Annotated in this window: 13 protein-coding genes; 8 read left to right on the top strand and 5 right to left on the bottom strand. The window is 59.6% G+C overall.

Translation table 11 applies throughout. The features are described from left to right. Positions 1–121 precede the first annotated feature (121 nt). The 8 genes from ACFE72_RS08575 (at position 122) to ACFE72_RS08540 (ending at position 8,635) form a co-directional block, all read left to right on the top strand. Positions 122–400 carry a hypothetical protein gene (locus ACFE72_RS08575; protein ID WP_375412653.1) on the top strand — a complete coding sequence of 93 codons (279 nt, stop codon included), beginning with the start codon at positions 122–124 and terminating at the stop codon, positions 398–400. A gap of 10 nt (positions 401–410) precedes the next feature. Continuing rightward, positions 411–878: a MaoC/PaaZ C-terminal domain-containing protein gene (locus tag ACFE72_RS08570; RefSeq protein WP_375412652.1), complete on the top strand. Its 468-nt coding sequence runs from the start codon at positions 411–413 to the stop codon at positions 876–878. Position 879: 1 nt separating this feature from the next. Then, complete coding sequence (locus tag ACFE72_RS08565) at positions 880–1,728, top strand: SAM-dependent methyltransferase (protein WP_375412651.1); 849 nt, start codon at positions 880–882, stop codon at positions 1,726–1,728. Then, on the top strand, positions 1,725–2,531 hold the full coding sequence (locus tag ACFE72_RS08560; protein ID WP_375412650.1) for a hypothetical protein: 807 nt from the start codon (positions 1,725–1,727) through the stop codon (positions 2,529–2,531). The genes ACFE72_RS08565 and ACFE72_RS08560 overlap by 4 nt, the downstream gene beginning before the upstream one ends. A gap of 21 nt (positions 2,532–2,552) precedes the next feature. Next, positions 2,553–3,446: a diiron oxygenase gene (locus ACFE72_RS08555; RefSeq protein WP_375412649.1), complete on the top strand. Its 894-nt coding sequence runs from the start codon at positions 2,553–2,555 to the stop codon at positions 3,444–3,446. A 605-nt stretch (positions 3,447–4,051) separates the two neighbouring features. Continuing rightward, a complete protein-coding gene (locus tag ACFE72_RS08550; protein ID WP_375412648.1) occupies positions 4,052–5,071 on the top strand; it encodes a TRAP transporter substrate-binding protein in 1,020 nt (339 codons plus the stop codon). 9 nt (positions 5,072–5,080) lie between these two features. Continuing rightward, positions 5,081–6,967 (top strand): TRAP transporter large permease subunit, encoded by a 1,887-nt coding sequence (locus ACFE72_RS08545; protein ID WP_375412647.1) that lies wholly within the window; start codon positions 5,081–5,083, stop codon positions 6,965–6,967. Positions 6,968–6,988: 21 nt separating this feature from the next. After that, positions 6,989–8,635 (top strand): acyl-CoA synthetase, encoded by a 1,647-nt coding sequence (locus ACFE72_RS08540; RefSeq protein WP_375412646.1) that lies wholly within the window; start codon positions 6,989–6,991, stop codon positions 8,633–8,635. A gap of 79 nt (positions 8,636–8,714) precedes the next feature. On the opposite strand, the gene ACFE72_RS08535 is transcribed toward ACFE72_RS08540, so the two are convergent. From ACFE72_RS08535 to tmk, 5 genes are all read right to left on the bottom strand, one after another. Then, positions 8,715–9,512, bottom strand: coding sequence for an MBL fold metallo-hydrolase (locus tag ACFE72_RS08535; RefSeq protein WP_375412645.1), 798 nt, complete (start codon positions 9,510–9,512; stop codon positions 8,715–8,717). Beyond that, positions 9,509–10,285 (bottom strand): TatD family hydrolase, encoded by a 777-nt coding sequence (locus ACFE72_RS08530; RefSeq protein ID WP_375412644.1) that lies wholly within the window; start codon positions 10,283–10,285, stop codon positions 9,509–9,511. Before ACFE72_RS08530 ends, ACFE72_RS08535 begins: the two co-directional genes overlap by 4 nt. Positions 10,286–10,289: 4 nt before the next feature. Further along, on the bottom strand, positions 10,290–11,858 hold the full coding sequence (metG, locus tag ACFE72_RS08525) for a methionine--tRNA ligase (RefSeq protein ID WP_375412643.1): 1,569 nt from the start codon (positions 11,856–11,858) through the stop codon (positions 10,290–10,292). A 66-nt stretch (positions 11,859–11,924) separates the two neighbouring features. Next, the gene (locus ACFE72_RS08520) at positions 11,925–12,971 is read right to left on the bottom strand and encodes a DNA polymerase III subunit delta' (RefSeq protein WP_375412642.1); all 1,047 of its coding nucleotides are present in this window, start codon (positions 12,969–12,971) and stop codon (positions 11,925–11,927) included. Continuing rightward, complete coding sequence (gene tmk, locus ACFE72_RS08515) at positions 12,968–13,660, bottom strand: dTMP kinase (RefSeq protein WP_375412641.1); 693 nt, start codon at positions 13,658–13,660, stop codon at positions 12,968–12,970. The genes ACFE72_RS08520 and tmk overlap by 4 nt, the downstream gene beginning before the upstream one ends.

The raw sequence follows: 13,660 nt of genomic DNA, 5'->3' as shown, positions 1-13,660 counted from the left end.
AATTTGACTTAGCAAAAAAGCCCACGATTGATTTAACTGATTAGAACCAATCGAAAAAGGGTTGAACGCGACCTCCATGAGTGCGCGATTAACTGAGGCGCCCCGAACGGAGGAACAGAGCATGAACCCCAGGACCGAATTACGTACCTTTCTGCAGGGTGACCGCCCTGATCCGGTTGTCTTCAGTGATGGGGACGATTTGATCGAAAAGGGCATTCTGGACTCCCTTCGATTCCGTGAATTCATTCATTTGATCGAAGCCCTTAGCGGCATGGCCATCGATGTCGAGAATCTGAATATCGACGATTTTCGATCAATCGATCGCATTGTCACAACCTTCTTCCCGGCAACGGACCCGCACCGGGAGCATGTTACGAGCAGCTCGTTGTCCCATTTCTGAGGGTGTGACAATGGTTCCGAAATTCGCAGACGATTTCAGCGTCGGCGCAAAATTTTCGATTGGGGAGTATCGCATATCGGCTTCGGACATTATCGACTTTGCCACCAAATTTGATCCGCAGCCTTATCATACTTCAGCCTCTGCTGCGGAAAAGTCCGTATTTAGGGGATTGGTAGCCAGCGGGTGGCACTCGGCTGCGATCTGGATGCGACTATACGTCGATCACATGCTCACGGACGCCGCAGTCGAGGGATCGCCCGGGGTGGATGAGCTTCGATGGCGTGCTCCAGTCCGGCCGGACGACGTGCTGACGGGCAGTGTCGAAGTAATCGAGCTCAAACACAGTGCGTTCCGACGCGACATCGTCACCGTCTTCAAAAAGGGCGCGCTGCATCGTCCAGGTGACGCGGGGCCTGTGCTCTCGTTGATTCTACAGAGCCGGTATAGGACGCGGCCGATCCCCAGCACGGAACTATAAGATGCAACCTGTGTCGTTGACTGCGCAGTGGACGGCGGCAATTCGGGCCAGGGAACACGAGCGGGCGCAGGGTTCTCTTTTTCATGACGAGTTGGCGAAGCATCTCGCCATGCCGGACGGGTTCGAGTTGCTCGAAAGATATAGTGGCGGCGGGGTCCAAGACTTTGTGGCCATTCGGACGCGGTTTTTCGATGATGCCTGTAACGCGAACTGCGAGTCCGCGTCACCGATCAAACAGGTCGTCATGGTGGCCGCGGGGATGGATACGCGCGTCTATCGTCTTGCTTGGCCCGAGGGCGCGCATGTCTTTGAGTTGGACCATGCCGCACTCCTCGAAGAGAAAGCGCAGAGGCTCCAAAAAAATGGGGCAAAGCCTGGCGTCGCTGTCACTGCGGTGCCCGTCGATTTTGCGGACAACTGGATAGAGCGATTGCTAAGTGCGGGCTTCGACAGAAGCAACCCGACATTCTGGCTGGCCGAAGGGCTGCTGTTCTTTCTAACGCCGGCTCAGGTCGAAGGGCTTCTGAAGACTTTGCTCTCGGCTAGCGCCCCGGGTAGTCGACTTGTTGCGGATATGACCAGCGAAACACTTCTGCACAGCCCCTTCAGCAGGTCGTTCTTGCAGAAGCTCGAGCGAGACGGGGTGCCGTGGCGCTTCGGAACGGATAGTCCAGAACGATTTCTGAAGGCCGCTGGCTGGTGTTGCATCTGCGTCAAGCAACCTGGCGAACCCGGCGCGGGGGAGGGACGTTGGCCCTATAAGGTGGCGTCACGAGACGTTCCCGGCGTCGCTCGCAACTGGCTGATTCAGGCGGCGCCGCGGTGTGGCAAGTGTGAGGACCCGCAATGAACGTCGACGGCGAGTGGAGTCAGGTGAAGCGAGAACTGCAGACGAAGCTCGATCGTTTGTTCAGCATAGCCCCGGAGTACTTTACGGAGTTCGACAGCCTGTTGGATGTCAATGAGTTGGCGGAACTCGGATATCCGCGAAACTTTCCCCATTTGACGTGTTTGATGTGCTCAATTCCCCCGGAGCACCACCAGGGATTTTCCGACGGTAAGCACACCCTCGCGGAAACCACTTTCGGCGGCCGTCTACAATTCGGTCTGCTTCCTGCTGCTTGTTACAAGGTTTATCTTCAACGGCGCGACACCAAATTGAACCGCCCATGCGTCGTTGGCTGTGAAGCACGATGCTACAGATTCGAAGACAAGCCGCTGGATAGCTTCCGCGCTCACAACTTTACAATGAAGGAATTTGTCTATCTGGGTGAATCGACGGGTGCAACGGATCATATCAACACCGGCCGGGATATTATAAGCGGCTTTCTTGATCGGCTAGGTATCACCCATTCGATGGAAGTCGCGAACGATCCGTTTTTCGATAGCACCAGTTCTGTGGCAACCCTGTCTAGAGCACTACCCACGAAGACGGAGGTCGTTTTTGAAGGGCATGCAATCTCTTCTCTGAACATACACCGCGCATACTTTGGCAACAAGTTCAATATCTCGCTCGATGGGAAACCTATCTGTACGAGTTGCGTGGCATTCGGCGTCGACCGCTGGCTGAGTATGCTTCGGAGCGTGTTCTCCGAGCCCCGAAAAGCGCTCAATGCCCTGGCCTCGGCACGAGACGTGAGCGCCGATCCGTGACTTTGGAAGAGGATATCGCTCATGTCTGATGCCAAATTCGACACCGCGCTGCTGGACCGGCTGAAGCGACTCTCAACCAAGGGGCACTACGATCCCTATACGAGATTCAACTGGCCTGCGCAGATTGACCGTAGCGTGATGTGGTGTGACGAAGATCTGCTGACGACGTATGGCACCGCCATTCACGATGGAATGTCAAAAGAACAGATCATCGCACTCAGCCAATGGGAGTGCATCAATTTCTTCAGCCTAAACGTTCACGGAATCAAGGACGCCTTAAAGTTCGTGGTGCGGTGTATGTACGAGAAGCGTTACGTTAATATCACGGAATATCTGCATATATTCATGGCCGAAGAAAACGCGCATATGTGGTTTTTCGCGAAGTTCTGCCTGGATTATGCCGATCGCATCTATCCAAATGTGCCGCTGCCGCACAACTCAATTGAAAACCCGATCGAGCGCGACCTGTACACGTTCGCGAGCACGCTTATCTTCGAAGAGTACGTTGACTTCTACAACCATAAGGTCGGTGAGAATCCCTCTGTTCCCGAAATCGTCCGGGAGGTTAACCACCAGCATCATATCGATGAATCGCGTCACATCTCATTTGGAAGGGATGTGGTCAAAATCCTGTTCAACGATTTGACTGCTAGCGATCCAAGCGGAGCTGCAGCTGATCGAGTTCAGTACATGCTGAGTCGGATTTTTCAATATTTCATAGGGCTTATGTACAATACGCGGGCATATGAAGATGCCGGCATCGTCCAATCGACCGGTATGCCAAACGCTGCGACATTGCGCAACAAACTGCGAAAGTCGCCCGAGCGCGTCGAATACCATGAGCAATGGTTCAAGCGAACCGCGATATTCTTCCAACGACAGGGGATGCTTACCGACATGTCTTGCCTGAATTGACTTCAATGCCGGGGTTTTTCGGCATGTCCGATCGGCACTCGGCGCGCGCCGGCTCATCGTAATCACGTCATCGGCCCGCACGCCATCGCGGTATCGCTTCAACAACCGATGGGTCTGTCGCAGGGTGAGCCGCATCAGATCGGCTGCCGCCGCGGTCGTCAGCCGACCGCCATCAAGCCGCGCCAGTACATCAATCCGATTCAGCTCTCGCTTGCTCATCAGCACCATGCCCATCGGATCCGCAGCCTCCAAACCTCACCAGGAGGCAGAAGACTGACATTCCAACTTTGCTCAGGGCTGACATTTTAGCTTTGCACCTACATATCTAATTCGCATAAGCTATATTATGGAATATTTATATAATAAGCTAAATCAATAACTTATCGCGAAATTGGCATTAATCACAAGAGTGTCGGACCAAAACTGATTGCAACGCGTTCATTGGCCGATACCGCACCTTGCGTGCCAAAGGCTTGATGTCCGGCATCGGCCGATATTGCCGCGCCGGTCCGACGCTGCAATAAGCCATCGCGAGATGGCTGATGACCCGGCGTCGCCGGGTCCGTATGATCCGCCTCATAAGAAAATATCAGGGAGACAACCAGATGAGCTTTTCACGACGCACGCTGTTAAAGGCATCCGCGGCATCCGCGGTGATGGGCAGCGTCGGCGCGCCGTTGGTCGCGCGTGCCCAGCAAGCCGAATTTACCTACAAATACGCCAATAATCTGCCGGACTCGCATCCGCTGAACACTCGCGCCAAGGAGATGTCAGCCGCGATCAAGTCAGAAACCAACGGTCGCTTTGACCTGCAGATTTTCCCGAATAACCAGCTCGGGTCCGACACCGACATGCTGAGCCAGATCCGTTCCGGCGGCATCGAATTCTTCACATTATCGGGTCTGATCCTCGCCACCCTGGTTCCGGCGGCTTCGATCAACGGCATCGGCTTCGCATTTCCGGATTACGACGCGGTCTGGAAAGCGATGGACGGCGATCTCGGCGCCTATGTACGCGGCGAAATCACCAAGGCCAATCTCGTTGTCATGGACAAAATCTGGGACAATGGCTTCCGCCAGACCACGTCATCCACCAAGCCGATCAACGGACCGGACGATTACAGGGGCTTCAAAATCCGTGTACCGGTATCGCCGCTCTGGACTTCGATGTTCAAGGCGTTCGATGCTTCACCGGCCTCGATCAATTTCAACGAAGTCTATTCCGCGCTGCAGACCAAGATCGTCGAAGGTCAGGAAAATCCGCTTGCGCTGATTTCGACGGCAAAGCTCTACGAAGTGCAGAAATACTGCTCGCTGACCAACCACATGTGGGACGGTTTCTGGTTCCTCGCCAACAAGCGCGCATGGGAGAAAATACCGGAAGACGTGCGCGCCATCGTCGCCAAGAACATCAACGCGGCGGCGGTAAACGAACGCGGCGATACCGCGAAGCTCAATGCCACCGTGCGCGAGGAACTTACCGGCAAAGGCCTGGTCTTCAACCAGCCGAACGTGGCGCCGTTCCGGGACAAGCTGCGTGCCGCCGGCTTCTATTCCGAATGGAAGGGTAAATACGGCGACCAGGCCTGGGAGCTGCTGGAGAAGTCCGTCGGCAAACTGGCGTAACGGGTTGTCATGGTGCACGCCGAACTCTCGCGAGCAACAGGCGGCGAGGCGGCCTCCGGGTCCCCTCGCCGCCGGCCGCTGGCGGCGTCGCTCGATACCTACCTTGGACTGCTCGTCGAAGGTCCGGCTGCGTTCCTGGTGGTCGCCGAAATCGTCATCCTGTTTGCCGGGGTGGTCGCGCGCTACGGGTTGCACCGCCCGCTGATCTGGTCGGATGAACTGGCATCGATCCTGTTCCTCTGGCTGGCGATGCTGGGCGCGGTGGTGGCATTCCGCCGTGCCGAGCACATGCGGATGACTGCCGTGGTCGCCAGCGCCGGGCCTGCCACGCGCGCCTATTTCGATGTGGTTGCGACCTGCGCGGCGCTGGCATTCCTGCTGCTGATCGCCTGGCCGGCCGCCGAATATGCGTATGAGGAAAGCTTCATCACCACGCCAGCATTGCAAATTCCCAACATCTGGCGCGCCGCCGCCTTGCCGGTCGGCATCTGCCTGATGGCGCTGTTTGCATTTTTGCGGCTGGCTAAAACCGGTGACGCCCGCACATTGCTGGGCGCGGCGCTGTCGGTGGCGGTGCTGATCGCGGTATTCTGGCTGGCGCAGCCGTGGCTGCGTCCGCTTGGCAATATCAATCTGATTATCTTCTTCGTCGGCGTGACCGGCTTCTGCGTTTTCGCCGGCGTGCCCATCGCATTCGGGTTTGGGCTGGCGATCTTCGGTTATCTGGCGCTGACGACGCGAACGCCCCTGATGGTTCTGGTCGGCCGCATGGACGAGGGCATGAGTCACCTGATCCTGCTTTCGGTGCCGCTGTTTGTGTTCTTAGGATTGCTGATCGAGATGACCGGCATGGCGCGGGCCATGGTTGCGTTCCTGGCAAGCCTGCTCGGCCACATCCGCGGCGGCCTGCACTATGTGCTGGTGGGCGCCATGTACCTAGTGTCGGGCATTTCCGGTTCGAAAGCCGCCGATATGGCCGCGGTCGCTCCGGTGCTGTTTCCGGAGATGAAGGCGCGGGGCGCCAAGCCCGGCGACCTCGTCGGCCTGCTGGCGGCGACCGGCGCGCAGACCGAAACCATTCCGCCGAGTCTCGTGCTGATTACCATCGGCTCGGTGACCGGCGTCTCGATCTCCGCGCTGTTCACCGGCGGGCTGCTGCCGGGCGTGGTGTTGGCGATTACGCTGTCGGCGCTGGTGTGGTGGCGCTATCGCAATGAGGACCTCAGCCATGTCAAGAGGGCGAAGGGCGGCGAGATCGTCAGATCCTTTGTCATCGCCCTGCCCGCGCTGGCGCTGCCGTTCGTGATCCGTTATGCGGTGGTCGAGGGCATCGCAACCGCGACCGAGGTGTCAACCATCGGCATCGTCTACGCGCTCGTGGTCGGGCTTCTGATATATCGTCATTTCGACTGGCGGCGATTGCTGCCGATGCTGGTCGAAACCGCGTGCCTGTCCGGCGCAATCCTGCTGATCATCGGCACCGCCACCGGCATGGCCTGGGGGCTGACCCAGTCCGGCTTTTCGCGCGCGTTGGCCGCCGCAATGACCGGCCTGCCCGGCGGTTCCGCGACCTTCATCGCGGTGTCGATCGTCGTTTTCGTGGTTCTCGGCAGCGTGCTGGAGGGAATTCCGGCGATCGTGCTGTTCGGCCCGCTGCTGTTTCCGGTGGCGCGTCTGGTCGGCGTCCACGAGGTCCACTACGCGATGATCGTGATCCTTGCGATGGGAATTGGTCTGTTCGCACCGCCGTTTGGCGTCGGCTATTACGCCGCCTGCGCGATCGGAAGGGTCGATCCCGCCGAAGGTGTCGGTCCGATCATGGGGTATTTGCTTGCGCTGTTGGTGGGCTTGATTATCGTTGCGATATTCCCTTGGATTTCAATCGGATTTCTGTGAGCCACGAAATGGACCGAAGCGATGAGTGACCAAGGACATTACGGCGTCGGATTGGACAGGACGCCGGCGAATTTCGTGCCGCTCTCGCCGTTGAGCTTTCTGAAGCGCACCGGCGCCGTTTTTCCAGACCTTGCCAGCACGGTATATGAAGATCGTGTGTTTACCTGGGGCCAGACCTACGAGCGTTGCCGGCGCTTCGCGTCCTTCCTGACGCAACGTGGCATCGGCCCCGGCGATACGGTCGCCGCGATGCTGCCGAACATTCCCGCGATGAACGAAGTGCATTTCGCCGTGCCGATGACCGGCGCGGTGCTCAACACCCTCAATATCCGTCTCGAAGCAAATACCATCGCCTTTCAGCTCAACCACGGCGGCGCCAAGGTCATTCTGGTCGATCCGGAATTCGCCGACGTGATCTCGGAAGCGCTGACCCTGATGGCGGCGCCAACGCCGGTAGTTATCGACGTCGATGACGCGGCCTATCCCGGCGGAAAGCGGATCGGCGAGCTTGAATACGAGGACGCGGTGTCCCAAGGCGATCCGGGATTTACCGCAATACCGCCCCAGGACGAATGGGACGCCATTGCGCTGAGCTATACCTCGGGGACCACGGGAAATCCCAAGGGGGTCGTTACCCACCACCGCGGTGCCTATCTCAACGCCGTCAGCAATATTCTTGCCGGCAATCTCGGCCAACACCCCGTCTATCTGTGGACCCTGCCGATGTTTCACTGCAACGGCTGGTGCTTTCCCTGGACCGTCGCCGCCGCCGCCGGCATCAACGTCTGCCTGCGCAAGGTCGATCCGGCTAAAATCTTTGAGTTGATCGCAAGGCACGGCGTCACCCACATGTGCGGCGCACCGATCGTTTATAACACCCTGATCAACGCGCCGGATGCGCCGAAGGCGACGGCCGCCCGGCCCGTTATCGGTTTGATCGCGGGTGCTGCGCCTCCGGTCGCGGTTCTGGAGGGCACGGAAAGTATCGGCATCAAGCTGACGCATGTGTACGGGCTGACGGAAACCTATGGCCCTGCTTCGGTCTGCGCTGAGCAACCGGGCTGGGACGACCTGCCCGCCGAGGAGCGCGCGCAAATGAAACGGCGCCAGGGCGTATCCTATCCGCTGCAAGAAGGCGTGGCCGTAATCAATCCCGAGACGATGCAGCAGGTGCCTCGCGACGGCGAGACCGTCGGTGAAGTGATGTTCCGCGGCAACATCGTGATGAAAGGTTATCTGAAAAATAAAAAAGCCACGGAAGAAGCATTCGCCGGCGGCTGGTTTCACACCGGCGACCTTGGCGTGCTCGACGAACATGGCTACGTCATCATCAAGGACCGCTCCAAGGACATCATTATTTCCGGCGGCGAGAACATTTCCTCGGTCGAAGTCGAGGACGTGCTTTACAAGCACCCGGCAGTGCTGTTCGCAGCGGTGGTGGCCAAGCCCGACGCGAAATGGGGCGAAGTACCCTGCGCGTTCGTCGAACTGAAAGACAATGCCAGCACGACCGAGGCGGATATCATTGCGTTCTGCCGCGCCCAGTTGCCCGGATTCAAGACCCCGAAGACGGTGGTGTTCGGAGTCATCCCGAAAACATCGACCGGCAAGATACAGAAGTTCATGCTGCGCGACCAGGTCAAATCGGCGACGGCGATCTCGGCGTAGTCTCGAGTCAGAGCCAGCGCCGTGACGGCTTTGCCAAGCAGCGTGACGAACGCTGCGCCGCATCCGGGGCACGGCACTCTTAATCCAGCGTCAGCCGCATGCCGTCATAGGCCGGAATCACATGCGGCGGCAGGCTGAGGCGCAGCACGTCGTAGTCCAGATCGGAATGCATGTTGGTGATCACAGCGCGTTTCGGCTTGAACCGGTCGATCCAGGACAATGCGTCGTTGACGCTGAAGTGACTGGGATGGCCTGTGTAACGCAGGCCGTCGATGATCCATAGATCGAGATTTTCCAGTGCCGGCCAGCTCTGTTGCGGGATGTCGCTGACATCGGGCGTATAGGCGGCGTTGCCGATCCTGTAGCCGAGTGCCGGGATGTTGCCGTGCTGCAGGATGAACGCGGAGAGCGAAAGCGAACCGCCCTTCCCTGCGACGGTCCGGCTTTCGCCGGCTTCGATCGAATGGGAGTCCAGGATTGGCGGGTAGTCGCTGCCGGGCGGAGACACAAAGCAGTAAGAGAACCGCAGCAGGATATGCTCCGCGGTCGATTGATTCAGATAGACCGGAATACGCCTGCGCTGATGTAGCACCACCGAGCGCAGATCGTCGATGCCGTGGGTTTGATCGGCGTGCTCGTGGGTGAGAAATACCGCGTCGATGTGATCGACATCCGCATCGATCAACTGTTCGCGCAGGTCCGGAGAGGTATCGATCAGGACCTGCGTAATGCCGTCATTCGATACCAGTTCGGCAAGAAGCGAACAGCGGCGGCGGCGGTTTTTTGGATTGTTCGGATCGCAGGCGCCCCAGCCCAGTGCCGGGCGCGGCACGCCGGCCGAAGATCCACAGCCCAGGATGGTCAGCGTCAGCGTCATGCCGGCACCTTGCTGAACAGGTGCAGGAAATTTTCGCTTGTCTGTCGCGAAATGTCATCCAGCGAGACCCCGCGCGCTTCCGCCAGCACCTTGGCGATCTCCACCACATAGCACGGCTCGTTGCGCTTGCCGCGAAATTTGCCGGGCGCAAGATAGGGCGCGTCGGTTTCCACCATGATGCGGTCGGCCGGAAGCTCCGCCGCCAGATCGCGCAGCGCCCCGGATTTCTTGAAGGTCAGGATACCGGTGAATGAAATCGACAGGCCCAGAGCGATTGCTTTCATGGCCAGTTCACGGCCACCGGTGTAGCAATGCAGCACGGCGCGAAACGCTCCGTTCGCCATCTCGTCTTCCAGGATACGGCCGCAGTCCTCGTCGGCGTCGCGGGTATGAATGACCAACGGCAGTCCGGTGGCACGCGCAGCGGCGATATGCGTCCGAAAACCGCGCTCCTGTGCTTCGGGCGAGCCGTGCTTGTAGAAATAGTCCAGCCCTGCTTCACCCAGAGCCACGACCTTCGGATGCCTCGTGAGTTCGATCAACCGGTCCGCAGGTATCCCATCTTCCTCATCGGCATGGTGCGGATGGGTACCCACCGAGCAATAGACATTGGGAAAACGGGCAGTGATTGCCAGCAAGGCATCGAGACGTTTGACCCGCGTGGAGATCGTCACGATACGCCCTATTCCCGCAGTCTCGGCACGCGCGACGATGGCGTCGAGGTCCGGAGCAAAGTCCGGAAAATCGAGGTGGCAGTGGCTGTCGACAAGCATCTTGTTACGCCGCCGAAGGTTCGACGTAACGCGGGAAGACCGCTACCGGCGCAGGCAATTTCGTTCCCGCTTCGATACGCGTCTCGCCGCCGAGCGCCGCGAAGCCGCGCGCGTCCGCGGGAATGCCAAGACTATCCAGCAGCTTCGCCGACGATGCCGGCATCACCGGCTGCACCAAAATCGCAACCTGCCGGATGACCTCGGCGGTCACGTACAACACGGTGCGCTGGCGCGGTGGATCCGTCTTCGCCAGCGCCCATGGCGCCTCGCCCGCAAAATAGCGGTTGGCATCGGCGACAACAGCCCAGACGATATTAAGCCAATGATGAATCTGCTGCGTGCTCATGGCAGTGCGTGCAAGCCCGATCATGGCGTCGGCCTGAGTCAGGATCGCCTTGTCGTTATCGGTGTAATCACCCGGTTTCGGCAGCACGCCGTCATATTGTTTGGCGATCATCGAGAGTGAGCGCTGCGCCAGATTGCCAAGATCGTTGGCGAGATCGGCGTTGGTCCGCGCGACGATGGCCTCGTGGTTGTAGCTACCGTCCTGTCCGAACGATACCTCACGCATGAAGAAATAGCGCACTTGATCGACACCGTATTGATCAGCCATGGCAAAGGGATCGACGACGTTACCAACCGATTTCGACATTTTTTCGCCGCGGTTCAGCAAAAAACCGTGACTGAACAGGCGCTGTGGAACGGCGACACCGGCCGACATCAGGAATGCCGGCCAGTAGACGGCATGAAAGCGAACGATGTCCTTGCCGGTAACGTGGAGATTTGCCGGCCAGTAGCGCTTGAACCTCGCGCTATCGACGTCCGGATAGCCGGCGGCGGTGATGTAATTGGTCAACGCGTCCATCCACACATACATCACATGTCCGGGCGCACCGGGCACCTTGATGCCCCAGTCGAAGGTGGTGCGCGAGACTGAAATGTCCTGCAGGCCGCTTTTGACAAAGCTGGCGACCTCGTTCAACCGTTCGCGCGGCAGTACGAAATCGGGCACGCGCTCGTAAAGGTCGAGCAATTTGTCCTGATAGGCCGACAGGCGGAAGAAATAGGATTCCTCCTCGGTCCATTCGACCGGCGAGCCCAGCGGTTCGCGGCGGACTCCGTCGTCGCCGAGAACCGTTTCACTCTCGTCGAAATAACCTTCCTGGCGAACCGAATACCAGCCTGCGTATTTGTCGAGATAGATGTCGCCGTTTTTTTCGATTGCCGTCCACAGCGCTTGGCAGGCGCGTTCGTGGCGCGGCTCCGTGGTCCGGATGTAATCGTCATATGAAATGTTGAGAGCGGTCATCATCTCGCGAAAGCGCGCGGAGTTGCGGTCTGCCAGCGCCAACGGCGCGAGGCCTTCCGCGATCGCGGTCTGCTGCATCTTCAGGCCATGCTCGTCGGTCCCGGTGAGGAAGAGCACGTCGAACCCGTCAAGCCGCTGAAAACGGGCGATCGCATCGGTCACCATGGCAGTATAGGCGTGACCGATATGCGGCACGCCGTTCGGATAAAAAATCGGCGTGGTCAGAAAATAGGTCGGTCGGGTTGGATCGGTTGCGGGCGCCATGACTGTGCTTTAGGAACCTTCGATCGAACCAGTGAGTTGGGTTGCGCGAAATCGTCGTTGCGTAGGCTATCGGATCGCTTCCGCAAGCATTCCGAACACCGAAAAAACCAGCGGTTTTCGCTCTAGATTGTATTCAGCGGTATCCCGCGCGGCGCGGCCGATCTTTTCCCACACCTCCGCCAACCGCGCAAGGCGCGGAAGATTTGCGTTGGCATTGGCGTCGTCGGACCGCAGCCGCTCTGCGATCCAGCGATCGACGCTGTCGATGAAGGTCCCCAGCACCGCGCGATCGCTGCCGCTGAGCGAGTCGCCGAGGTCGTGAAGCTCTCGGGGATTGACGCGAGGTAAGCTGTTCAGCAGGGCCGCCGTGCGCTGGTGCAGCTTGAGCGCGTCGCCACCGAGCAAGGTCAGCGCCCGCGCGACGCTCCCGTCCGCCGCCGCCGCCGCTTCCGCGAGCGAGGGATCATCGACCGGCTTCTGTGTGGCTTCGGCCGCGGCGCGGATGACGTCGGCGGCGGAAAGCGGCCGCAACAGCAGTTTTCGGCAGCGTGATTGAATGGTCGGCAACACCCGCGCCGGCGCGTGGCTGACCAGCAGGAACAGTGACCGCCGTGGCGGCTCCTCGAGCACTTTCAGCAGCGCATTGGCGGCGTTGGCATTCAGTTCATCGACGGTGTCGACGATGCAGACCCGCCAGCCCTCCGCCGCCGCGGTCGAACCGAAGAATGAAATCGTCTCCCGGGTTTCATCGACCGTGATGACGGTGCGCATCACCCCCTTGTCGTTGAGCGTGCGCTCCAGGCTCAGCAATCCGCCATGGGCGCCGGTGGCGACGTGACGAGCTACCGGATCGGATCGGCTGATCTCGAGCGTTGCAGCGGCTTGCACATCCGGCGCCAGAGGATCGCGATGCGCGAGCACGAACCGCGCCATCCGATAGGCCAGCGTAGCCTTGCCGGTGCCCTGCGCACCGCCGATCAGCCACGCATGCGCAATTCGGCCGCTGCGATAGGCGTTCAGCAACGTCAACTCAGCCTCGCGATGCCCGAACAACGACATGGTTTCCCGGGGGTGCGTGGCCGCGGTGGACGTCTCAACCCGGCGGGCGCTCATGCGTGGGTAACCATTTTCGAAACATCGAATGAGAGGCACCGGTCGCAGACCTCGGTCCAGATCCTGGCCGCCACCATCCCTGCGGCGGCATTGGCGTCGATCAGTATGCATCGGTCCGGCTCCGCCGCGGCAATCTGCCGATAGGCGTCGCGCAAGCCTTCATGAAATTCAGCGGCCTCTCCCTCGAACCGGTCCGGCGTACCGGAGCCGCGCCGCGCCGCGGCGCGGCCCATGCCGACTTCCACGGGAACGTCGAGAATGATCGTCAGATCGGGCTTGAGATCGCCGATGGTGACGCGTTGCATGGCGTTCAGAACTCCGGGATCAACCTTTCCCAGCCTGCCCTGATAGACCCGCGTCGAGTCCGAGAACCGGTCGCACAGTACCCAAATGCCATGGTCCAACGCCGGCCTGATAAGCGCATGCACATGATCATCGCGTGCCGCCGCGAACAGCAAGGCTTCCGTCTCGGGTCCGAGCAACTTGCCGATCCCGGATAGCAGCAGATGACGGACGATTTCGGCACCGGGCGATCCACCGGGCTCGCGGGTGACGATGGTGCGCAACTCGGTGCCGTCGAGCCGTTCAGCGAGTATTTTGATTTGCGTCGACTTGCCGGACCCCTCGCCACCCTCGAAGGTGATGAACCGTCCACGTCCCAGGCCCTGTTTGGCGCCCGCCGCGGCCAT

The organism is uncultured Bradyrhizobium sp. (assembly GCF_964252615.1).
Taxonomy (GTDB): Bacteria; Pseudomonadota; Alphaproteobacteria; order Rhizobiales; family Xanthobacteraceae; genus Bradyrhizobium.
Note: the sequence above shows the minus strand (reverse complement) of the source record. Positions and strands in the feature narration are given on the sequence as shown.